We start from the raw sequence: 23,264 nt of genomic DNA, 5'->3' as shown, positions 1-23,264 counted from the left end.
TTTGAAATTATCTTTAACTGAGTATCTTTCTGTTTTTAATGAAGAAGCTAATATATCTTCTTTAACTGGTTTTGGAAGGGGTATAGAACGTGAAGCCCTACGTGTACTAGCTGAAGGTAAGTTATCAGAAAAACCTCATGCTTATAATTTAGGTTCAGCTTTAACTAACCCCTATATAACAACAGATTACTCTGAAACGTTATTAGAGTTTATTACTCCTGTTAATAAAAGTCCTGAAGATGTAATTGCGCAATTGCAAGATATACAAAAATTTACCTTAAGCCAAATTGATGGTGAACTTTTGTGGCCAATGAGTATGCCTTGTTTTGTTGATGATGCGAATAAAATTCCTTTAGCTCAATACGGCTCGTCAAACATAGGTAAAATGAAAACCGTTTATCGCCAAGGTTTAAAAAACCGATACGGTAGTATGATGCAAGTTATTTCAGGCATTCATTTTAATTTTTCTTTTCCTGACTCATTTTGGAATGTATTACAAAGTACACTTAAAGATACGCAACCTCGAGATGAATTTGTTTCAGAGCGTTACTTTTCTTTATTGCGAAACTACAAACGTTTTTGTTGGTTGATCCCCTATTTATACGGTAGTTCACCCAGTATTTGTAGTTCATTTCTACAAAATAAACCGCAGGTTTTACCTTTTAAAAAATCGCCTAAAGGTTATTTGTATTTAGAACATGCAACGTCTTTAAGAATGAGTGATTTAGGTTATACCAATCATGAGCAGTCTTCTTTACACATTTGTTATAACCATATAGATGGTTATGTTGAGGGTGTTAAAAACGCGATTAATTTAGCGTCTGACGAATTTGCAAAAATAGGCATAAAAGTTGACGGAAAATACCAACAACTTAATAGCAATGTTTTACAAATTGAAAATGAACTGTATGCACCTATTCGACCTAAAAGAGTGGCTAAAGCGGGCGAGAAACCGTCTGAAGCGTTAAAGAGGCGTGGTGTAGAATATATTGAAGTAAGAGCTCTTGATGTAAACCCATTTGTATCCACGGGTGTTAGCTTAGAACAAGTTTACTTTTTAGATATATTTTTAACCTATTGTGCGTTAACTGAACACGGTGAATTAAACTGTGAACAGCAAAATATTTATGAAGAAAACATGGATGAAATTGTACTAAGAGGGCGAGATCCAGAGTTACGTTTACAGGACGAAGGTGAACTTAAGTCTATTAAGCAATGGGGTAACAGTATTTTTGATGAAATGTTACCTATTGCCAAATTATTGGATAAAGCAAATAACACGTCTAAATATCAACAAGTGCTGTCTGATGAACTCGACAAAATTAATCAGCCTGAGTTAACCCCTTCAGCTAAAGTTATTGATTTGTTAGTAAATCAAAATAAAAGTTTAACCCAAATTGCTCTGTCTATGGCACAAACATATAGAGATGATTTATTAGCACAAGAATATAATATGTTTAGCGAGCAAGAATTCATTGATAGTGTAAATAAATCACATAAAGATCAGCGAGCAATTGAAGAGGCAGATACAGTAGACTTTGATCAGTTTTTAGTTGATTACTTTTCTCGTTAAAATTTATTTATAAACAGTTGTTTATGTTTTTTTAAGCAAAAAAAACGCATTTACAAAAGTAAATGCGTAAAAGTGAAATACTATGTGGGAAATACATATTTCAAAGGTATGAGTGGTTTAAATATAAAAAGTTCATTTTATTTTTGATTTTTATTTGAGTGATGTTATTTAAAGGTATTTTTAAAAATAATATCTTCTTTGTGTTTTTCTTCTTCCCACTTTTTAGTTTTCAATTCAGGTTCATCCAAAAACTCATTGACATAACCCACACATAAATAAGCAATAAGCTCACTATTTTTTGGTGCATTTACAGCTGCCTTTACTTTTTTAGGATCCACAATACTCACCCAACCTACACCTACATTAAGTGAACGTGCCATTAACCACATATTTTGAATTGCACAAACAACGCTAAACCTTCCCATGTCGCTCATACTGGTTTGCCCTAATATAGTTTTTTCTGATGGTTGATAAAAAACTGCAATATTAATAGGAGATTCAAGTATTCCTTCAAGTTTTAATTGGGCATAGCTTTGCTTTTTTTTACCGGAAAAAAGCGTTTTTGCGTGATTGTTTTCTTCGGTAAAAGAGTTAAACACTTTTTGCTTTATGTTTTGATCATCAATAACAATAAACTGCCAAGGTTGTGAATAGCCAACCGAAGGCGCATACAAAGCGGCTTCTAATATTTGATCAATTACCTCACTCGGTACGTTTTTATCAGTAAAACGGTTACCACGAACATCTCGGCGATATTGCATGATTTCTTTTATAATATGGGTATCTTCAGGGGTAAATTCTTTGCTCATTGTATTTATCGTTTTAGTATTTATTAATTACTCTCTTGAATAGTAACAGAGAAATACGATGGAAATTAGAGGAGAATATTTAATAACAACAATAACAAACCTGTTGAAATGGAACTTTGTTAGATGTTCCATTCAACTTAATGCTAAACTTTATTTCTAGGGAAAAGACATTATTAGGGTTGTACATTTGTCTATTAAACATATTTTTATTATTTTTATTCTATTCTCGTTAGTTTCTTGTTCTACATTACCCCCCAAGAATCCTGAAAATATATGCAGCATCTTTGAACAGAATACTGATTGGTACTTTGCTGCTAAAAAAGCCAAAGATAAATGGGGGGTGCCTATTCATGTACCTATGAGCATGATGTATCAAGAAAGCTCATTTAAACATGATGCTATTCCTCCTATGGATTATTTTCTGGGCTTTATTCCTATTGGTCGTGTAAGTTCTGCTTATGGCTATTCGCAAGCTAAAACCATGACGTGGAACGATTACATGAAAGAAACGGGCAATAGCGGTGCCGATCGTGATGACTTTGATGATGCGATGGACTTTATGGGCTGGTTTATTTATAAATCTCAAAAGCTGAATAAAACCTCAAAATGGGATGCTTACAATCAGTACCTTAACTATCATGAGGGCTGGGGAGGTTTTAAGCGTAAAAGTTATTATAAAAAGAAATGGCTAATGGCTGTTTCTCGTAAAGTAGAAAAGCGCGCTAAACGCTATAGTGCTCAATTGAAAAAATGCGAAGCCTCGTTTAACCAAGGTTGGTGGTCACGCTTGTTTTCGAGTTGATTAATTCGCATTAAATGCTTGTTGATCGCGGCGCAAGGAGGGTAGCCTAGTTGTTCTATGTAAATTCCTTGCAACAATGACTAATAAGTATTTAAACGGCTCCGTAGGACAGCGTTTATTAACTATTTATACTAGGTTATCGCCTATTAGAGTAGAACAACGACGAAACATAAGCTCTGCCTTGTATAAAAGGCTAATAAACTGCTGCAAAAATAATAAGAAAAAATCAATAGACCCTAAATAATGCCAAGATTAGAAACTATTGGCATTATTCTTATTACGCATATTTCTTGCCAATTGCATCATTTTATTGATTAATTTATCGTAAATGAGCGCCAAATAAATGACAAAAACAATTGTTAAAAAAACTTCATAAAATTGCAAAAAATCGTTTGCAAAATCTGAAGTCAGAAATCTACTGGCCTTGCTTTTGTTATCCACAGAAATTGTGGAAAATTATCACACAAAAAATTACCTGTGGATAAGTCTGTTGTTAACTTGTTCTAATGTAGGTATTATCCACAAATAATAGCTTTTTCTTTAAAAATAAATAACTTACTCGCCTGAGTTATGTATCTAAATTTCACTATATTGAGCCTAATATAATGTTGAATAGTTAATGTTGAACTCAACAGAAAATTTACTAACAATTCGAAACTTTTTCAGCCAAGAGATAAAAAATATTTATAACTATTTTTAAGCGAGATTAGCTCAAATACTGAAAACATTATCTGATCAGGAGGGGAGAATACTTATCAAGACTTTCAGGATATTAAGGTAACTCGTTGAACTTAAAGTGGTAAAATTTTCAACAATACGGTTGTTAATTTTATGTAAATTTAATGTAATTATTTTATGAATAAATATTATGTATTTATTTTTTTATCGACTATACTTGCCACGATCGCGACCTAAGCCCAATGGTTTTGGACCGACGATTAAAAAATGCTCTAAATATTAATTTAGTGTTCAATATATTTAATTGCATTGCATATTAAATTGCTTAATAGGGATAAATCCTAAATGAAAAATTACATTGTGTTTCTTACTGTTTGTTTAACTTTTGCTGGTTGTGCTAGTAAGCCATCACTAAAAGAAGATCAGGCAATACAAAAATATTTACCTGTGTCTACATTAAAAGCACAGTTAGCCAATGAGCTTGATAGCGAGCTAGATGTTTTATCTCCAAAGTCTTTCGCCAAAGCAAACGAACTGTATAGCGAAGCAATGAAACTTGCTAAAGCAGACGATCCAAAAGCATTGGAAAAAGCTAAAGAAGGTTTAAAACAATTAGCCTTAGCTAAAAAAACTGAAATGTTAAACAGAGACGTACTTGAAGAAGTGTTATCTGTTCGTGCTAAAGCTATTAAAAGTAAAGCCTCAGCTGCTAGCCCTGAAGCCTTTGCAAAAGCAGAGAAACAGCTACTTAAATTAACTAAGTTAATTGAAAATGGCGACGTACAAGAAGCAAAAGAAGAGCGTACTGAAACCATGCGTGCATATGCAGCAATCGAATTAGCCTCTATTAAAGTGAACATTGTAGATGCAGCTAAAGTGGCGATTGAAAATGCTAAAAAGAAAGACGTTGACGATTTAGCTCCACGCACTATGAAATTAGCTCAAGAAGATTACCAATTAGCATTAAATACCTTAGATGCTGATCGCAGAGAAACTGAAAAAGCGAATGCTCATGCCCAACGAGCTATTTGGAATGTAGAGCGTGCTGTTGGTATTGCTGAGGTTATTACGCATTTCCGTCAATCAGACTATGAAGAAGAAGATAAAGTACTATGGTATCAAGAACAAGTTACACGTATTGTTTCTCCAATTGAGCAACAAGTCGCGTTTGATGATTCTAACAAAGTCATGGTTAAAGGGCTTAATAGCAAAATACAACGCCTTGTTTCAGAAAAAGACAACGTAACGGTTGCTATGACAGAAGCGCAAGAACGAAATATGCAAATAGCTAAGGAAAAAGAGTTAGCACTTGCAGCAGCACAAGCTGAAATGAATGTTGCTATGTCTCAAGCCAAAGAACGAGAAATGAAAATAGCGCAAGAAAAAGAGCAAGCATTAGCAGCAGCACAAGAGAAAGCTGAAAGTGAAAAACGTCGTAATGATGCAATTACCGCTAAATTTAAAGGTGTTCAATCGTTATTTAATCAACAAGAAGCTGATGTATATCGCCAAGGAGATAATGTACTTATTCGTGCTCATGGTTTCTCGTTTAAATCGGGTAACAGTGAAATAGATGCATCTAACTTTGCTTTATTAAATAAAATAACAAAAGCAATTTCAGCGTTTCCTAACTCAAATATCGTTGTTTCAGGACATACAGATAACAGAGGTAGCGACGAAATCAACTTAAAATTATCGACAGAACGTGGTAATAAAGTGGCTAATTTCTTAAGTGAAGTGGGTCAAGTTGAAAGCGGTAGAGTTGAATCAACGGGTTACGGTAAATCTAAACCTGTAGCAAGCAACGACAGTGTAGAAGGTCGTGCAGCTAACCGAAGAGTTGAAATACTTATTGTAAATAACGAAGCAGAATAATATTACCCTTCAATCTCATTAGTGAGATTGTATAAGTAATGTCTGATTTAAAAGCCGCTTAATGGATTATTCATTAAGCGGCTTTTTTGTATTTAGTATATTGAGCATCTTAGTGTAGAGTCTATACTCGAAAAATGTGATATATACTGTATAAATGTATTAGAGCAGCTTAGCGAATATTATTTATTACTGTTAACCTGTTTAGTTTAAGTAATTAAATATCTAAGTTAATATTTGAATAGCAAGATTTAGGCTGCTAAAAAACTAATACCAATTGAATGCACGATTTTAATTGGTATTAGTAAATAACCTCAGCTCGGGATAAGCAAAGTTACTCAACAAGCTATTTTTATGCCTAACTTCGTTGAATTTATTACTAATAGCTAGCTATTAGATAGAAAAATTCACCTTGTTATACACAAAAATATCAATGTTGAGAGACTAATATAACTTAGGAAAACAACGGTACAGGTTAAGGTTTTGATAAATAATAATTTTAATTCATTATCTAACATTCATTAACCCGAGTTGAGGTTAAATACAATATATTATTAGAAAGGCGTTATTCTTCAGTCTCTTTTATTTCCTGATAAAACTCAGGCAGTATGCGTACTGTTTTAATCATGTTGTCGCTTACATCAATAATCTCAACAGGGTAACCTGAAACTCTTACGCTTAAATTAGCTTCTGGAATATCTTCTAAATGTTCTATGATCAGGCCGTTAAGGGTTTTTGGGCCGTCTGATGCAAAATTCCAAGACATTTCTTTATTAATATCTCGAATGTTTGCACTACCATCAACGAGGTAACTTCCATCAGGTTGTAAGTTAACTTCTTCACTGGTGGCGGGTGTCATAGTTGTTGTAAAGTCGCCTACTATTTCTTCAAGAATATCTTCTAAAGTAACTAAGCCTTGAATGTCGCCATACTCGTCTACAACTAAGCCTAAACGCTCTTTAGCATGCTGAAACTTTAATAGCTGTACATTAAGTGTTGTACCTTCAGGAATGAAATAAAGCTCTCTTACGGCTCTTACTAAAGTAGCTTTAGTAAACTGATTTTTAGACAGTAATTTGAGTGCGTCTCGCATGTGAATATAACCCACAACGTCATCAATAGAATCTCTATATAACAAGACTCTGGTGTGATTTGCTTGGGTTAACTGTTTTTGAATAACTTTCCAATCGTCATTAATATCAATACCTTGTAATTCACTTCTGGGGATCATGATATCTTCAACGGTAATTTTTTCTAATTCTAATATGCTTACCAGCATGCTTTGGTCGCGTTTTGGTAACAATGCCCCCGCTTCGTTCACCACTGTTTTAAGTTCGTCAGAGCTTAACGTATGATGCTCTCTTTGCTCTGAGCTTACGCCAATAATTTTTAAAATACCGTTGGTTAGCCAGTTAACCGCTAAAACAAATGGGTATAATAATTTTAATAATATATTAAGTAAGATTGAGCTTGGGAAGGCGACTTTTTCAGGGTACAAAGCTGCAAGAGTTTTAGGGGTAACTTCTGCAAAAATTAATATAACAAAGGTTAAAAGTAGTCCGGCATAAAAAATACCTGCATCACCATATAAACGTTCAGCAATTATACCAGCGATTAATGAGGCAAAAATATTAACGAGGTTGTTACCTATTAATATGAGCCCAATAAGTTTATCAGGCGTTGCTAGTAACTTACTAACACGCATAGCACCTTTGTGCTTTTGATTTTCTAAGTGTCGTAGACGATATCTGTTAATAGACATCATGCCTGTTTCAGAGCTAGAAAAGTATGCTGAAACGAGTATCAAAACACCCAATATAACAAAGAGTGTTTCCGTTGATATGTTATCCAAAAAGTGGATCCTATGTTTGTTAAAAAATACGGGTGTTGGTTAACTAAGCTGTTAGTTGATTACAACCCGCAGTTATTTGTGTCTTATTGTAATATAAACTCTTTCACAAATCTGCTACCAAAATAGGCTAATGTTAATAAAAATGTCGCGATAATGGTTAAAACGAGCACTTTGTGGCCTCTCCAGCCTTGTTTAAAGTGACCCCATAAAATCACAATATAAGTGATGAGAGCAAGAAAAGAAAATACCATTTTATGGCCGTTTTGTGCCGAAAAGAAATTTTCTAAAAATATGAAGCCTACAAGTAAGCTTATACTTAAACACAAAGTTCCCATTGCTAGTAAGGTAAATAGCTGACCTTCAACTTGCATTAATGGAGGTAAATGGTTTACCGCTTGTAATTTTTTTTGTTTTAATTTGTAGTTTATATAAGAAACCTGAAATGCGTATAAGGTCGCAATAACTAATATACAGTAAGCAATTAACGATAAACTTACATGGCTAATAACACTTATTTTGTTTGAAATTATTGGAATTTCGTGGCCTTCAGGAATTAAAAATAAAACAAGTTGCCAAAAGCCCGCAAAACTATAAACAACGGGTAATAATAAATTAACTTTAAATTTAATGGCAACAGCTGAAATACTTAATGTAATTAATAAACTTACTAAAGAAACAACATTAGGTAAGCTAAAGTTAATAACGTCTGGTGAATATATTAAGTGGCTACTACTGCTGAGTGCATGAGTAATAATACCTAAGCAACCTAAAAATAATACCAATACTATGTTTGGGCCTTTAGGTGTAAATAGGGTTGTTATAGTAATAACAGCTGCTAGTAAGTAACTTACGGATGCTGTTATTGATAAAATATCAGGTAAACTCACAAAGTGCTCCACACTTATTACAGAACTATAAAAGTAAATAAGAACTATTCCTATAACGTCGATTCTATCAGATTGATTTTGCTACGCCATAGTTAATGATTGAATAACGGTTTAAATTAAATTTTTAATGATTTCCCTCAAAATAAAGGGTACAAATTTTAGCGCAAAGAATTTTATACTTTCGCTTATTTGTTCAACAGGTATAATACCAAGTAATTTGTGGTATCCGTAATATATAGAGTTCTTCATGTTTGAAAATCTTTCCGATCGATTAACCAAATCACTCAAAAATATCAGTGGCCGTGGCCGTTTAACTGACGATAATATAAAAGATACGTTACGTGAAGTGCGTATGGCACTTCTTGAAGCTGATGTAGCGCTTCCTGTTATTAAAGAGTTTATTAATAAAGTTAAAGAACGCGCAGTAGGGCAAGACGTTTCTAAAAGCCTAACTCCGGGGCAAGTGTTTGTAAAAATAGTTCAATCTGAACTTGAACAAGCCATGGGGGAAGTAAATGAAGGGCTTGATTTAAAAGCTGTTCCTCCTGCTGTTGTGTTAATGGCTGGCTTACAAGGTGCGGGTAAAACAACCTCTGTTGCTAAATTGGCTAAATTTTTAACAGAACGTGAAAAGAAAAAAGTATTAGTCGTAAGTGCCGATGTATACCGACCTGCGGCAATCAAGCAGCTTGAAACGTTAGCAAAAGAAGTTAATGTTGAATTTTTCCCGAGTGATATTTCTCAAAAGCCTATTGATATAGGTAATGCGGCCATTGCACATGCAAAACTTAACTTTTTTGATGTAGTCATTGTTGATACCGCGGGTCGTTTGCACGTTGATGAAAGCATGATGACTGAAATTCAAGATCTTCATGCTGCTATTAACCCAGTAGAAACTTTATTTACTGTTGATGCGATGACAGGTCAAGATGCTGCGAATACTGCAAAAGCATTTGGTGATGCATTACCATTAACAGGTGTTATTTTAACGAAAACCGATGGTGATGCACGCGGTGGTGCAGCTTTATCTATTCGTCATATTACTGGTAAACCCATTAAATTTATGGGTGTTGGTGAAAAAACTGACGCTTTAGAACCTTTCCATCCTGATCGTATTGCTTCTCGTATTTTAGGTATGGGTGATGTTTTATCTCTTATTGAAGAAGTAGAACAAAAAGTTGATAGAAAACAGGCTGAACGATTAGCTAAAAAAGTGAAGTCAGGTAAAGGGTTTGATTTAGAAGATTTTCGTGATCAACTTAAACAAATGCAAAATATGGGCGGCATGATGGGCTTAATGGATAAATTACCGGGTATGGGTAATATGTCTGAGCAAATCAAAGGCCAAATGGATGATAAAATAACGATCCGTATGGAAGCTATGATCAACTCTATGACTCCAGGTGAACGCCAACGTCCTGAAATTATTAAAGGCTCGCGTAAACGTCGTATAGCTTTAGGTTCAGGTACACAAATTCAAGACGTGAATAAGTTACTTAAACAATTTACCCAAATGCAAAAAATGATGAAGAAAATGTCTGGCAAAGGCGGTATGCAAAAAATGATGCGTAGCATGAAAGGTATGATGCCTCCAGGCGGTGGCGGCGGAATGGGTGGAATGTTCGGCGGTCGTTAAAATTCGATAATCAGAAATATAATTAAAGGGCTATAACTTTATATCAAGTTATAGCCTTTTTTTATTATCAAAAATCAAACCTGATCTAAACACTTCTTACGTGAAAAACATGCTCAACGTTTGAAATTTTCTCAATTAAAGCGGGTGTCGGTTCTTGCTCAATATCTAAAATGGTATAAGCAATTTCATCACGACTTTTATTCATCATATCAAATACGTTAATATTTAAATCGGCAAGTAAGTTTAAAACGGTGCCTAATACTTTGGGTACATTGTCGTTAGCAAAAGTAACTCGGTAACCCTTAGTACGCTCCATTGATATAGTGGGAAAGTTAACCGAGTTAACAATATTACCATTATCAAGAAAATCGATTAATTGGTTAGCGCCCATTACAGCACAATTTTCTTCGGCTTCAACAGTACTGGCACCAAGGTGAGGAAATAATATAACTTTTTCGTGGGCAATTAATGCTTCACTAGGGAAGTCGGCAATATAACGCTTAAGTTTTCCTGAATCTAACGCGTCAATAACCGCTTTTTCATCCACTAATTCACCACGTGCTAAGTTAATCAGTTGTGCACCTTCTTTAATGGCAGATAATGCGTCTTCATTGATAAAGCCTAACGTTGGAGGAATAACAGGTACATGCAAAGTAATAAAATCAGAGCGTGCTAATAAAGAGTTTAGATTTTCAGCGCGAGTAACATTAGATGATAATTGCCATGCAGCCTCAACACTTAATTTAGGATCATAACCTATAACATTCATACCTAAATTTAATGCTAAGTTGGCAATTTTGGCGCCAATAGCGCCTAAACCTACTACACCTAATGTTTTACCTTCTAGTTCGCTACCGCCATATTGTTTTTTACCCGCTTCAACTTTTTTGTGTAGTTCAACGGGGTCTGTTTCTGAGGCGAGCGAATCAACATAGCTCATACTTTGAGTGATACCGCGAGAACCTAATAACAAGCTGGCTAATACTAATTCTTTTACCGCATTTGAATTGGCGCCAGGGGTATTAAATACCACGATACCTTGCGGAGTGTAATCGCTCACGGGGAGGTTATTAACACCAGCACCCGCGCGAGCAATAGCTAAAACTGAGCTGGGTAATGTTTCATTATGTAATTTATGACTACGTAATAAAATAGCATCGGGCTCTTCACACGTTGAAGATACTTGATAGCTGTTTTGTGGAAATTTATCTAAACCTTTTACTGCAATGTTGTTGTATGTTCTGATTTTCTTCATGAGTTACTCTTAAATTATTATTATGGAAAAATATCAATGATGTTTGTTGTACTTAAAGAAAAAGGCGTTAGTAATAATAATTACTAACGCCTTTATCAGTTATGCTGTAGCTTGCTGGTAAGCCCAAGTTAACCAAGGGAGTAAAGCTATTAGGTCTGATTTTTCAACCGTTGCTCCACACCATATACGTAAACCTGAAGGAGCATCTTTGTATGCCCCAATATCAAAAGCAACTTGTTCATCTGCTAATAGTTTGATCATGGTTTTAATTTGTTCATCGCTTGCTTTTAATTGAAAACAAACACTGGTGTTAGAACATATTTCAGGGCTTTGCGCTAAAAAGTCGATCCAAGTGTTTTCTGCAACATATGCAGCTAAAACTTTTAAGTTTTCTTCACTTTTCTCAATAGCAGCGGGTAAGCCGCCAATGCTTTCAATCCAAGATAAAGCATCAAGGTAATCCTCAACACATAATAGCGAAGGTGTATTAATCGTAGCTCCTTTGAAAATACCATCAATTAATTGCCCTTTGCTTGTTAAACGAAATACCTTAGGTAATGGCCATGCAGGCGTATATGATTCAAGACGTTCAACTGCTCTAGGGCTTAAAACCAACATGCCGTGTGCGCCTTCACCGCCAAGTACTTTTTGCCAGCTAAAGGTAGCAACATCAATTTTTGGCCAATCAATGTTCATAGCAAAAACGGCACTTGTGGCATCACAAATCGTTAGGCCTGTACGGTCGTCACTTATCCAATCGGCATTATTAACTTTTACGCCTGAAGTGGTGCCATTCCATGTAAAAATAGTATCGTGCTCAGGGTTAGCTTTTGTAAAATCAGGCAGTTGACCATATTCAGCAATATATGCATTTGCATCTTCAAGTTTTAGTTGATTAACAACATCGGTTACCCAGCCAGAGCCAAAAGATTCCCACGCAAAAACATCTACAGGACGTTGACCTAATAACGACCACATCGCCATTTCCATAGCACCAGTGTCTGAACCCGGTACTATGCCTACTTTATAACCTTGGGGTAAATTCAATAATCGTGAGGTTTCATCAATGGCTTTTTTTAAACGTTCTTTACCTATGCTACTACGGTGAGAGCGGCCTAAACTGTCAGTATTTAGCGAACTAAGATTGTAACCGGGGCGTTTAGTACAAGGGCCTGAAGAGAAGTTTGGGTTTGCTGGTTTAACATTAGGTTTCATTTATGTTCCTTGTTGGCTTCATCAGTGTTGTGAGCCTTTAATTTTAAATGTTGTTAAAATAGTGGTAATGAAAATGTTTGAATAAATAAGTGATTTAAATTTAACCTATATCTGCAGAGTTTGGCAATGAAACTCTAAAATTAATGAATATTTATCGTATAAAAAAGAATAAAAATACAAGGTGGGATAAATAGGGAAGGAAGATGAGATTAGCTTTAAGTTATACCCGTTACCATTCAAGATACTCTGAAATAGCCTCTTGAGTGGTAACGGGTATATATTGTTATAAAATTTATCGCGGAATTATTACATCAAACACATAAATGCTCTTACTGTAAAAAGGCTGTTCTGGTTTTAATATACAGCTTGAAAAAGGTTTATAGCTAGCATTAGATATTGAATGATCAAATGCGCACTGTGGCTCTATACATAACCCATGTTGAGCTTGATAAACGTTACCTTTTTTACCTTGTTGGCTACCATCTAAGCCCATATTTAAGTAATTCCCTGTATATAAAATAACACTCGGTTGGTCGGTATAGAGTGTAAGTTTTCTTCCTGACATAGGTTCTACTATTTTGGCGGCATAATCATCTAAGGTTTGAATCGTATCAGAGGCATTAACTAACCAATAATTATCGTAGCCTTTTGCTATTTTGATTTGCTCGTTTGATACGTCTATAACTGATGATAAAGAGGTGAGCGCAGTAAAATCATGTGGCGTGTTTTTTACCTTTAATTTTTCGCCTGTTGGATAGGCTTGATTATTCATTGGCAGAAAATAATCTGCATTTAACTGTACTTGATGGTTTAAAATACTGCCTTGATCGTGTCCTGCTAAATTAAAATAACTGTGCTGAGTTAAATTAATAATCGTGGTTTTATTGGTGTGTGCAAAATATTCAACCGTTAATTCGTTGTTATTATTTAGTGTGTATTTAACACAAAACTGAACTTTTCCTGTAAAACCGTTATGACCATCTGGTGAAGTGTGTTTGAGCGTTAACGATACTTGTTCAGGTGATGTTTCTATTTCAGCTTGCCATAGTTGTTTATTTAGGCCTTGTTTTCCACCATGTAACTGGCTATTTTCATGGTTTAATGAAAGTGTCATTATTTGTTCATCTAAAGTAACAATACCTTCTTTTATCCTACCAGCGTATCTGCCAACAATTGCACCTAAATAATCCGAGTCATTTTCATACCCTTCAATAGAATCATAGCCAAGTACTATGTCGGCAAGATCACCTTTGTTGCCGGGAGTATTTATAGAAACAATGGCTCCACCATAATTTGTAATACAAATTTGCGTGTTTTTATTATTGGTTAAGGAGAATAAATGAGCTTCCTCACCAGAACTTAATAATCCAAATGATGATTTTGTAATAGCCAAAGTATTTAAATGTGTCGTTGTTTTTTTCATTTGTTCTTTCTATGTCTTTTTTCTGCAATAAAAGTGTTATGTCAGCTTCATATTATCGTTACTGATTTGTCACATTTCTTTCTTATCCTCTTTCTGTCTAAAAAGTTAACCAACTTTTAACTCTTTTATAATTTTTGAAAAGGAATAAGCGATGAACTCATCTTGGGTTTCAGTATCAGCTTTATCATCAATGTTATTGTCTGCTGTTGCAACAGCTGATGTACTTCCAGCAGTACAAAAAGACAGTATTTGGTATAGCGAAGCAAAACAAACCGTAATCAATAAAACTAAACAAACTAAGCGCGATAAAGCAAAAAACGTTATTTTGTTTGTTGGTGATGGTATGGGCATATCTACATTAACGGCTGCACGTATTCTTGACGGGCAAATAAAAGGAAATTCAGGCGAAGAAGGTTACTTAAGCTTTGAAACTTTTCCTTATTCAGCTCAAGTTAAAACCTATAACGTTGATGCTCAAACACCTGATTCAGCAGGTACTATGACCGCAATGATTTCAGGTGTTAAAACCGATGTTGGTGTTATTGGTGTTGATGCCGACGTTGAACGTGGTAATTGTGATACAGCAAAAGGTAATGAGTTAATTACCGCGATTGAAGTTGCTGAGATAAAAGGATTATCTACGGGTGTTATTTCAACAGCACGTATTACTCATGCAACGCCAGCAGCTACTTATGCTAAATCGGCAGACCGTAACTGGGAAGATATTTCAGATATGCCAGAAGCTGCGGTTACTGCAGGCTGTGAAGATATTGCCTCTCAATTAGTTAATTTTGAGAAAAACCTAGAAATGCGTTTTCCAGGTGTAAATGTTGATGGTTTAGAAGTGGTTATGGGCGGTGGTCGTCGTCACTTCTTGCCAAAAGATGCCACGTTTAACAGTGCCGATGCGTCTAGCGCAGTAGAAGGTGATCGTACAGATAGTCGCGATTTAACGGCAGAATGGCAAGCCACTTACCCTAACGGTAAATATGTAATTGACCAAGCCGGCTTTAACGCGATTGATGCAGCTACAACTGAACGTGTATTTGGTTTATTTAACGAATCTCATATGCAATATGAAGCTGACCGTGCGAACGATATAGCAGGTGAACCATCGTTAACTGAACTTACCGCTAAAGCGATTGATATTTTAGACAATAACGATAAAGGCTTTTTATTAGTGGTTGAGTCAGGTCGTATTGACCATGGTCATCATGCTGGTAGTGCCTATAACGCGTTAACCGACACCATTGAATTTGCCAAAGCTGTTCAGGCTGCCGTTGATTCAACCAACCCTGAAGAAACACTTATTCTTGTAACAGCCGATCATAGCCACGTATTTACCATTGCTGGTTATCCAAAACGTGGTAACCCAATTTTAGGTAAAGTAGTTTCAGTAGGTAGCACTGAACCTGCAAAAGCTTCAGACGGAATGCCGTATACAACTTTAGGCTATACCAACGGTTTAGGTTTTAGAAATTTGGTAAATGAAACTGACGCAGATGCAACGTATAGCGAAGCAGATTCAGCAGGTCGTCATGACTTAACCACAGTTGATACAACGACATCAGGTTTCCATCAAGAAGCCCTCGTACCATTAGGTTCTGAAACTCATGCAGGTGAAGATATTTCATTACATGCAATGGGGCCTGGTGCTCATTTAGCTCAAGGTACTGTAGAGCAAAGTGTTGTATTTCACTTAATTAACCAATCACTTAACTTAATTCCTAATCAATAAGGCAAACACAATGAAATCTTTAAAATTAGTCTCATTATCTGTGCTTGTAGCATTAACAGGATGTAACAGTGATGACGGTAAAAATGGTGCCAATGGCGCAAACGGTTTAAACAGCTTAGTTAAACAAACGCAACTTGCTATAGGTAATGCAAACTGTGCCAACGGCGGCGTTCAAATAGACTCAGGTTTAGACAACAACAGCAACAGCATGTTAGATGAGAGCGAAGTAGATTCTACACAATATGTATGTACTGCTGCTATAACTGAAGCTACTGGTAAAGCAGTAACTAAAACGGTATCAAGTCCTTGGTATACTGCTGGCGCAGCGCAAGTTAAAACAGCCAAAATGCAGAGTGAAAACATTGAAAACACCCGTGGTAAAGCGAAAAACGTGATCTTATTTGTAGGTGACGGCATGGGGATTTCAACCATAACTGCAGCGCGTATTTTAGCGGGACAACAAATGGGTAAAATGGGTGAAGAGCACGAGCTAAGCTTTGATAAATTCCCGTTTACTGGCTTTGCTAAAACTTACAATGTTGACTCTCAAACACCTGATTCTGCCGGCACAATGACAGCAATGATCTCTGGTGTTAAAACTGATGTAGGTGTTATTGGTGTTTCTGAGGCGATTGAACGTGGTAAATGTAATACGGTTTCAGGTAACGAATTAGTCACCGCATTAGAGTTAGCTGAAATCGCAGGTAAATCGACAGGCCTTATTTCTACTGCACGTATTACTCATGCAACGCCAGCAGCAACTTACGCTAAATCAGCGGACCGAAACTGGGAAGATGTTTCAGATATGCCTGCTGATGCAGTAACTGCAGGTTGTGAAGATATAGCGTCGCAACTTGTTAACTTTGAAGCAAATTTAGAAGCTAAGTTTACTGGCCTTAATGTAGATGGTCTTGAGGTGGTACTAGGTGGTGGTCGTCGTCATTTCTTACCGAAAGATGCCGCATTTAACAGTATGGATGCAGTCAGCGCTGTTGAAGGTGACCGAACTGATGGTCGCGACTTAACCGCTGAATGGAAAGCGACTTACCCAAGTGGCAACTATGTTATGGATAAAGCTGGTTTTGCAGCATTAAATGCAAATTCAACTGAACGTGTATTTGGTTTATTTAACGAATCTCATATGCAATATGAAGCTGACCGTAAAAATGATATTGCTGGCGAACCTTCATTATCTGAAATGACAAGCAAAGCGATTGATATTTTAGACAACAACGAAAAAGGCTTTTTCTTAACGGTTGAATCGGGTCGAATTGACCACGGTCATCATGCGGGCAGTGCTTACAACGCATTAACTGATACGATTGAATTTGCTAAAGCGATTGAAGAAGCAGTTAAAAATACCAACCCTGAAGAAACGCTTATTATTGTAACGGCTGATCACAGTCATGTATTCACCATTGCTGGCTACCCTAAACGCGGTAATCCTATATTAGGTAAAGTTGTTGAAGTTGGGAAAACCGAACCGACTAAAGCAGCCGATGGTATGCCATATACCACTGTAGGTTATACCAATGGTAATGGTTTCAGAAACTTAATGACTGAAACCGATGCAGATGCTGGTTATAGTTTAGATATTGCTGTGGGTCGTCAAGACTTAACTGCAGTTGATACAACGTCATCAGGCTATCATCAAGAAGCTCTTGTTCCATTAAGTTCAGAAACACATGCAGGTGAAGATGTAGGTGTATATGCCATGGGACCAGGCGCGCATTTGGTAACAGGTACTAACGAACAAAGTTTGATTTTCCATGTAATGGATTACGCAGGTAACTTAGTTCAAAACGCTGAAGCCGCTATGGAATAAGCATTGCGACATTTCTGCTAAACCACAAAAGGTTGGAGATTTACTTCAACCTTTTGTTTTTATTTTATTCCCTCTAACTTAATTTATGTGCTGAAAAGCACTTTGTGAAAAACTATGTATAAAAATATTATTGCTAACACGATAAAAATTACAACGGTATTTACTTTAGCATTGTCATTAAACGTAAGTGCAGAAACCTGTGATATAAACGCTAATATTATAGAAGCTCATTACATGATTGAAACTGAAAGCAATATTAAAACCAAAGGTTCTGCTGGCAATCACAAAACGCAGTTAGATTTAGTACGTAATAAAAATCAAGTGGCTTATGTTTATCCACATAACAATGTAACGGATGTTTGGGTTAAATACCCTAATAATCAAGTAGCATTAAATCGTTATTTTGAAGAACAGAAACGCTCTATTGAATATCAGCCTACCGAGCTTAAAAGAAAAGTTAATTGGCAAACCAAATATCAATTAATTACGCCCACACAAATTAAAGAAATGAGCTTTATAACTAAAGCGGGTAGTGGCTGTTATCAGCAAGAAGAATATCAGTTAACGAAAGAAGGTATCAAGGTTCATTTAACTTGGTTACCACAATTAAACTTAGTGAAAATATTACAGGTGACACAGAACAATTATAGTAAAACTTGGCAGTTGAATAATGTTGAATCGTCGTTAGATAATGTTAACCAGTTTTTTGCTAAACACTATCAATATCAAAGTACTGATTATTCGGATATAGGCGATAATGAGTCAGATCCTTTTTTAGTTAAAATGATCAACTTAGGTTTTATCGACCACACACCAAAAGGCTTTTACAATAGCCAAGGCGATAATATTTCACCTGATCATCACCGTCATTAAATTTCAATGTATTCAATGATAATTACCTTTTTTTTGTATCGCTAAAAACAAAAGATTGAGCTACGCTTATCAGATAAAATATTTACCTGATAAGCGTATGGATATCAAATAATGAACATAAATCCTTGGCGTAGTACTTCTGTTAGGGCGGCATTAAATGGCTCATCTTTTATCGATCAAAAACGCATGCATATTCATGGTGAACAAGAAGCCCAAAACTTTTTAGAAAGTTATGGCTTTGATCTTGAAGATGCGATGGATGTTCTTGAATTAGAGAGTTTACGTAAGGAAGCGATTGAACTTATTCAAGAAGAACTTTTATTAGACAATGAAGTAATACCTGAAGTACTGTTAAAAGAACAAGATATTAGAAAATACTTAATTAGTGCATCAGGCCATGGAGAACGTGCATTAGCACCTTGGAGTGCTGCCATATTACGTGTTATTCATACCTTGTCGCATAGTCATTCTTATCTCAACGACATTTATCATAATCCTATAAGAGAACAAATTTTCAATCGTTTTTCTCAACATATTATTCGTAATGACAAAGGTTGTTTTTTAGGAAATATTAAACTTGATGATATAGAGTTTCGAGAAGCGAAATCTCGCCGTTCAGTTGCTTTAAAGCTATTACATAAAGCTGAAAATGTTTCAGCTGATATTTTTGATTGGATAGGTATACGCTTTATAACTGAGCACCGTGCCGATGTTTTAGATGTGTTAGCCTATTTAAGAGTTAATCATGTTATTACTTATGCGAACCTTAAACCGTCTCGCTCGCGTAATAATTTACTTGATTTAGAATGGATAGATAAGTGTTTGAAACGAGGTATGTCAACCGACGAAATACGCCATGAAATGGAATCCATACACTTAGCCCCAAAAAGCATTTCAACTACACAGACAGAAAAAAATCCCTTCAGTGGAGTAAGTTACCAATCTGTTCAAATAACCTGCCGCCATCGTATTAAAATAAGGCAAGAAAATGGTTTTAATATGTCTTTCTTTTTCCCTTTTGAAATACAATTAATGGATCGTAAAAGCTTTTTAGATACCAGAGAAGGTTTAGCGTCTCACGACGAGTATAAAAAACGTCAAAAACAAGCGATTAGAGAGAGGGTATTTCCTTTTTTAGCGCATAAATAATTTTTGAATTATATCGGCTTTATTTGTTTAAGTTTTTAATAATTAACAATAAAGTTTGTGTAAAAATAGCTTAATCTGTTAGTCACATAATGGTCATAAAACAATGAGATCCTTTAAGTAATTAAATTGAGGATCTTAACAAAATGTATAAAAAACTTGTTAGCATTGCCGTTTGCAGTGCTTTATTAACCGCATGTAATGATAGTAACGATAGCCCCGTAATTGAAACACCGGCTACACCACCCGCAGAAAAAGTTACCCTAACCGAAGGCTCTCTAACATTAACTAAATCGCTAGGCGATGTAGTGTTTACCAAAGGTGGCGTTTCATCTGCACCGTTAGCATTAGATGTAGGTTTTGGTTCAGGTGCTTATCACCGAGCTGGTGACGACAGCAATGTTTTTTATACCATTACTGACCGTGGTCCGAATATTAAATGTTCAGATACTAACGCCGTGTTTGGCATTGAAGATTTTTGTATGCCTGGTGGCGATAAAGTATTCCCGCAACCTGATTTCACTCCAACGATCTACAAAATAAAATTAACTAAAGCAGAAAGTGGCGCTTATGGTTATGAAGTTTTAGAAGAGCTACCTCTTAAAAATACCCTTGGCGAAAATATTTCAGGTATTACTAATAATTTAACGGTAACTGATTCTGAAACATCGATTGGTACTGATGGTGAATTAATCGATTACGATAACGCAGGTTTAGATACTGAAGCGATAGTGCGCCTAAAAGACGGTACTTTTTGGTTAACTGACGAATACGGACCCTCATTAGTTCATGTTGATGTAGATGGTACTATTTTAAAACGTGTTGTGCCTGAAACCGTAGCAACTGATTTAGATAATGCGGGTTATCCTGTTGAAGGTTTATTACCTGATGCATTAAAACATCGTAAACTTAACCGTGGCATTGAGTCTATCGCGTTATCTGAAGACGAAAAATCATTATATTTTATTATGCAAAGCCCGTTAGCCTTTCCAGATGCTAACGCTTATAAAACATCAAGCCATGTGCGTTTATTTAAGCTAGCACTTACCGACGGGAATATTACCTCGGTTGAAGGCGAATATGTTTATAACATGGATCGAGCTTCTTCTTATGCTGGCCTTAATAACACAGGTGATCAAGGTAAAAAGCAAAGCGACGTTAAAATTTCAGAAATGGTGGCGGTAGGTAACGATGAGTTAGTGATACTTGAGCGTATTAGCGGTGTTACTAAATTCTATCGTGTTAACTTAACTACAGGCGATAATATTTTAGGTGAAGCTATTGCTACAGGTACAGTGGCAAATAACGAATCTGAAGAAGAAAAAACCTTAGAACAAGTGTACGACTTAGCTTCTCATAACGCGAAAGCGGTCAGTAAAGAATTAGTTTTTAATACCTTAACCGACATGCCTGCAGGTATGACAGCACCAACAAAAATTGAAGGTATCGCAGTATTAGACAATGAACATGTATTGCTGATTAACGACAACGACTTCGGTATTTTTGGTGATGCAACACAAGCATTAGTGTTAAATATTGCAGACAAATTTATGTCGGCGGCTACGTCAATCAAAAAGCCGGCAATGAATATGATTGCACGTTATCAATCTAACATTTTGGGTGAAAGTGCCGCTGAAATTGTTGCTTTTCATTCAGAAAGTAAACGTGTTTATGTGATTAACGCTAAATCGAGCCAAGTCGATATATTATCAGGTATTTCAAGCTCTGAAACGTTAGTTGCACCTTTAACAGCGACTAACTTAACAAAAGACGCATCAATTGATGTAAGTGCGAATATTACAGAATCTGGTGGTATAAATAGTGTTGCTGTTCACGGTAACTTATTAGCGGTTGCGGTAGAGCATGACAATAAACAAGCCAACGGCATGGTTGCTTTTTATCAGTTAGATGCAACAACAGGCGCGGCAACTTACTTAAGCCAAGTTGCCGTAGGTGCGTTACCTGATAACGTTCAATTTTCACCAGACGGCACTAAGCTTGTGGTCGCGTGTGAAGGTGAGCCAAGCGGCGATTACTTGTCAGATCCTGAAGGTTCAATCGCACTTATTAATATTACTGACCAATCTCCTGCAGCATCAGCCACTATTTTAAGTTTTACTGACTTTAATGCTGGTGGTAGCAGAGCCAATGAATTACCTGAGAGTGTACGTATTTTTGGTGGCGCTTTTGGTGGAACACCATCAACAGTTGCTCAAGACTTAGAACCTGAATACGTAGCTTTTGCAGACGATAGCTCGATGGCTTATGTTTCTTTGCAAGAAAACAACGCAATAGCTTTAGTTGATTTAACTACAAGTAAAATTAGCCGTATTATTGCTTTGGGTAATAAAGATTATAGCCAAGCAGAAAATGCTTTAGATGTATCAGACAAAGATAAAGACGCTGAAGTTTCAGGCACTAAACACCACAACGGTAAAGGCCGTATTAACATCACTACTTGGGACAATGTTGTTGGTACATATCAACCCGACACTATCGCAAGTTACGCGGTAAATGGTGTTAACTATATTGTTACCGCTAACGAAGGTGATGCACGCGAATATATATCTGGCGAGCTTAACAATGACTTTGAAACACAAGTTAGTTGCGAAGCTGAAGGGCTAAATTGGGACGCTACTCAAGAAGCTTGTTTTGATGGTGATACACCCACTATGTGTGCAACAAAAGGTTTACTTAACCTAGAAAACGAAACGTGTTTTTCGTATCTTGAAGAATTTAGAGTTGAAGACTTAACTGTTAATGGTTCTTACGGTGATTTTGTTGCACCAATTCCAACCAATGTTGCTGAAATAGCCGATAACTTTAGTGCTGAAATAACAGAAAAAATTACAGACGAAGCGCTAGGTCGTTTAAAAATAACTACCGTAAACGCACTAAACAAAGTAACGGGTACAGTAACAAAACTACAAAGTTACGGCGCACGCTCATTCAGTATTTGGACAGAGTCAGGCGAGTTAGTATTTGATTCAGGCTCAGACATTGCCAAAATTACAGCAGGTAGAGTAGGTGAGTTCTTTAATGCTTCAAACGACAAAGAAGCAGACGATAAAAAGAATGATCGCTCTTCAGCTAAAGGTGCTGAACCTGAAGCGCTTACTGTAGGTGAAGTAAACGGTAGAACTTACGCATTTGTAGGCTTAGAACGTGTTGGCGGTATTATGATGTACGACATTACCAACCCTAATGGTGTGCAGTTTATCGAATACGTTATTAACCGTGACTTTACTAAAGATCCAACTGAATCAACGGAAGCTGGCGACGTAGGCCCTGAAGGAATGAAGTTTGTTCCTGCAGATAAAAGCCCAACAGGTGAAGCATTATTGATCGTAGGTAATGAAGTAAGCGGTAGTACTAACGTATACGAAATTAAATAACCTCAGCTCGGGATAAGCAAAGTTACTCAACAAGCTATTTTTATGCCTAACTTCGTTGAATTTATTACTAATAGCTAGCTATTAGATAGAAAAATTCGCCTTGTTATACACAAAAATATCAATGTTGAGAGACTAATATAACTTAGGAAAACAACGGTACAGGTTAAGGTTTTGATAAATAATAATTTTAATTCATTATCTAACATTCATTAACCCGAGTTGATGTTAAATAGTCTAAAAACTATGTAAATTTTGTACAGCAAGGCTAAATAAAAAGGCATAGCG

15 protein-coding genes are annotated in these 23,264 nt (G+C 36.0%); 9 read left to right on the top strand and 6 right to left on the bottom strand.

Annotation, left to right across the window (positions count from 1 at the left end; all coding sequences use genetic code 11):
- The first annotated feature begins 1 nt into the window (after nt 1).
- Nucleotides 2-1,573, top strand: coding sequence for a glutamate--cysteine ligase (gshA, locus tag AC0L5Q_RS09450; protein WP_473617889.1), 1,572 nt, complete (start codon nt 2-4; stop codon nt 1,571-1,573).
- Between the two features lie 164 nt (nt 1,574-1,737).
- Here the strand turns inward: gshA and bluB are convergent, their stop codons facing one another.
- Complete coding sequence (gene bluB / locus AC0L5Q_RS09445; RefSeq protein ID WP_473617886.1) at nt 1,738-2,382, bottom strand: 5,6-dimethylbenzimidazole synthase; 645 nt, start codon at nt 2,380-2,382, stop codon at nt 1,738-1,740.
- Nucleotides 2,383-2,575: 193 nt separating this feature from the next.
- Between bluB and AC0L5Q_RS09440 the strand changes: the two genes are divergently transcribed.
- Both AC0L5Q_RS09440 and AC0L5Q_RS09435 read left to right on the top strand, forming a co-directional pair.
- A complete protein-coding gene (locus AC0L5Q_RS09440) occupies nt 2,576-3,184 on the top strand; it encodes a transglycosylase SLT domain-containing protein (RefSeq protein ID WP_473618280.1) in 609 nt (202 codons plus the stop codon).
- A gap of 1,023 nt (nt 3,185-4,207) precedes the next feature.
- Entirely contained in the window at nt 4,208-5,737 is a 1,530-nt protein-coding gene (locus AC0L5Q_RS09435; protein WP_473617883.1) for an OmpA family protein, read from the top strand.
- A 562-nt stretch (nt 5,738-6,299) separates the two neighbouring features.
- Here AC0L5Q_RS09435 and AC0L5Q_RS09430 read toward each other — a convergent pair.
- Both AC0L5Q_RS09430 and AC0L5Q_RS09425 read right to left on the bottom strand, forming a co-directional pair.
- Nucleotides 6,300-7,586 (bottom strand): HlyC/CorC family transporter, encoded by a 1,287-nt coding sequence (locus AC0L5Q_RS09430; RefSeq protein WP_473617879.1) that lies wholly within the window; start codon nt 7,584-7,586, stop codon nt 6,300-6,302.
- An 83-nt stretch (nt 7,587-7,669) separates the two neighbouring features.
- Nucleotides 7,670-8,473 (bottom strand): cytochrome C assembly family protein, encoded by an 804-nt coding sequence (locus AC0L5Q_RS09425; protein ID WP_473617875.1) that lies wholly within the window; start codon nt 8,471-8,473, stop codon nt 7,670-7,672.
- Nucleotides 8,474-8,720: 247 nt separating this feature from the next.
- Here AC0L5Q_RS09425 and ffh point away from each other — a divergent pair, with 247 nt between their 5' ends.
- Nucleotides 8,721-10,109, top strand: coding sequence for a signal recognition particle protein (gene ffh / locus AC0L5Q_RS09420; RefSeq protein WP_473617872.1), 1,389 nt, complete (start codon nt 8,721-8,723; stop codon nt 10,107-10,109).
- Nucleotides 10,110-10,194: 85 nt separating this feature from the next.
- On the opposite strand, the gene AC0L5Q_RS09415 is transcribed toward ffh, so the two are convergent.
- The 3 genes from AC0L5Q_RS09415 to AC0L5Q_RS09405 all read right to left on the bottom strand — a co-directional run bounded on the left by AC0L5Q_RS09415 (nt 10,195) and on the right by AC0L5Q_RS09405 (nt 14,002).
- Entirely contained in the window at nt 10,195-11,364 is a 1,170-nt protein-coding gene (locus AC0L5Q_RS09415; protein WP_473617868.1) for a phosphoglycerate dehydrogenase, read from the bottom strand.
- Nucleotides 11,365-11,463: 99 nt separating this feature from the next.
- On the bottom strand, nt 11,464-12,579 hold the full coding sequence (locus AC0L5Q_RS09410) for a phosphoserine transaminase (protein WP_473617865.1): 1,116 nt from the start codon (nt 12,577-12,579) through the stop codon (nt 11,464-11,466).
- 292 nt (nt 12,580-12,871) lie between these two features.
- The gene (locus tag AC0L5Q_RS09405; protein WP_473617861.1) at nt 12,872-14,002 is read right to left on the bottom strand and encodes an aldose epimerase family protein; all 1,131 of its coding nucleotides are present in this window, start codon (nt 14,000-14,002) and stop codon (nt 12,872-12,874) included.
- A gap of 151 nt (nt 14,003-14,153) precedes the next feature.
- On the opposite strand from AC0L5Q_RS09405, the gene AC0L5Q_RS09400 reads away from it, so the two are divergent.
- From AC0L5Q_RS09400 to AC0L5Q_RS09380, 5 genes are all read left to right on the top strand, one after another.
- Nucleotides 14,154-15,740: an alkaline phosphatase gene (locus tag AC0L5Q_RS09400; protein ID WP_473617859.1), complete on the top strand. Its 1,587-nt coding sequence runs from the start codon at nt 14,154-14,156 to the stop codon at nt 15,738-15,740.
- Nucleotides 15,741-15,750: 10 nt separating this feature from the next.
- Nucleotides 15,751-17,565 (top strand): alkaline phosphatase family protein, encoded by a 1,815-nt coding sequence (locus AC0L5Q_RS09395; RefSeq protein WP_473617855.1) that lies wholly within the window; start codon nt 15,751-15,753, stop codon nt 17,563-17,565.
- Between the two features lie 114 nt (nt 17,566-17,679).
- The gene (locus AC0L5Q_RS09390) at nt 17,680-18,438 is read left to right on the top strand and encodes a hypothetical protein (protein ID WP_473617851.1); all 759 of its coding nucleotides are present in this window, start codon (nt 17,680-17,682) and stop codon (nt 18,436-18,438) included.
- 111 nt (nt 18,439-18,549) lie between these two features.
- On the top strand, nt 18,550-19,587 hold the full coding sequence (locus AC0L5Q_RS09385) for a TIGR04552 family protein (RefSeq protein ID WP_473617847.1): 1,038 nt from the start codon (nt 18,550-18,552) through the stop codon (nt 19,585-19,587).
- A gap of 143 nt (nt 19,588-19,730) precedes the next feature.
- The gene (locus AC0L5Q_RS09380; RefSeq protein WP_473617845.1) at nt 19,731-22,979 is read left to right on the top strand and encodes a choice-of-anchor I family protein; all 3,249 of its coding nucleotides are present in this window, start codon (nt 19,731-19,733) and stop codon (nt 22,977-22,979) included.
- The last annotated feature ends 285 nt before the right edge of the window (nt 22,980-23,264 follow it).

Source organism: Pseudocolwellia sp. G5-9, from assembly GCF_055808995.1.
The sequence above is the reverse complement of the archived record's forward strand: the minus strand, read 5'-3'. Positions and strand labels throughout refer to the sequence as shown.

Coding starts and splice junctions, on each gene's coding strand:
- bluB (WP_473617886.1), bottom strand. CDS start 2,382: ATGAGCAAAGAATTTACCCCTGAAGATACCCATATTATAAAAGAAATC.
- AC0L5Q_RS09435 (WP_473617883.1), top strand. CDS start 4,208: ATGAAAAATTACATTGTGTTTCTTACTGTTTGTTTAACTTTTGCTGGT.
- ffh (WP_473617872.1), top strand. CDS start 8,721: ATGTTTGAAAATCTTTCCGATCGATTAACCAAATCACTCAAAAATATC.
- AC0L5Q_RS09415 (WP_473617868.1), bottom strand. CDS start 11,364: ATGAAGAAAATCAGAACATACAACAACATTGCAGTAAAAGGTTTAGAT.
- AC0L5Q_RS09410 (WP_473617865.1), bottom strand. CDS start 12,579: ATGAAACCTAATGTTAAACCAGCAAACCCAAACTTCTCTTCAGGCCCT.
- AC0L5Q_RS09405 (WP_473617861.1), bottom strand. CDS start 14,002: ATGAAAAAAACAACGACACATTTAAATACTTTGGCTATTACAAAATCA.
- AC0L5Q_RS09400 (WP_473617859.1), top strand. CDS start 14,154: ATGAACTCATCTTGGGTTTCAGTATCAGCTTTATCATCAATGTTATTG.
- AC0L5Q_RS09395 (WP_473617855.1), top strand. CDS start 15,751: ATGAAATCTTTAAAATTAGTCTCATTATCTGTGCTTGTAGCATTAACA.
- AC0L5Q_RS09390 (WP_473617851.1), top strand. CDS start 17,680: ATGTATAAAAATATTATTGCTAACACGATAAAAATTACAACGGTATTT.
- AC0L5Q_RS09385 (WP_473617847.1), top strand. CDS start 18,550: ATGAACATAAATCCTTGGCGTAGTACTTCTGTTAGGGCGGCATTAAAT.
- AC0L5Q_RS09380 (WP_473617845.1), top strand. CDS start 19,731: ATGTATAAAAAACTTGTTAGCATTGCCGTTTGCAGTGCTTTATTAACC.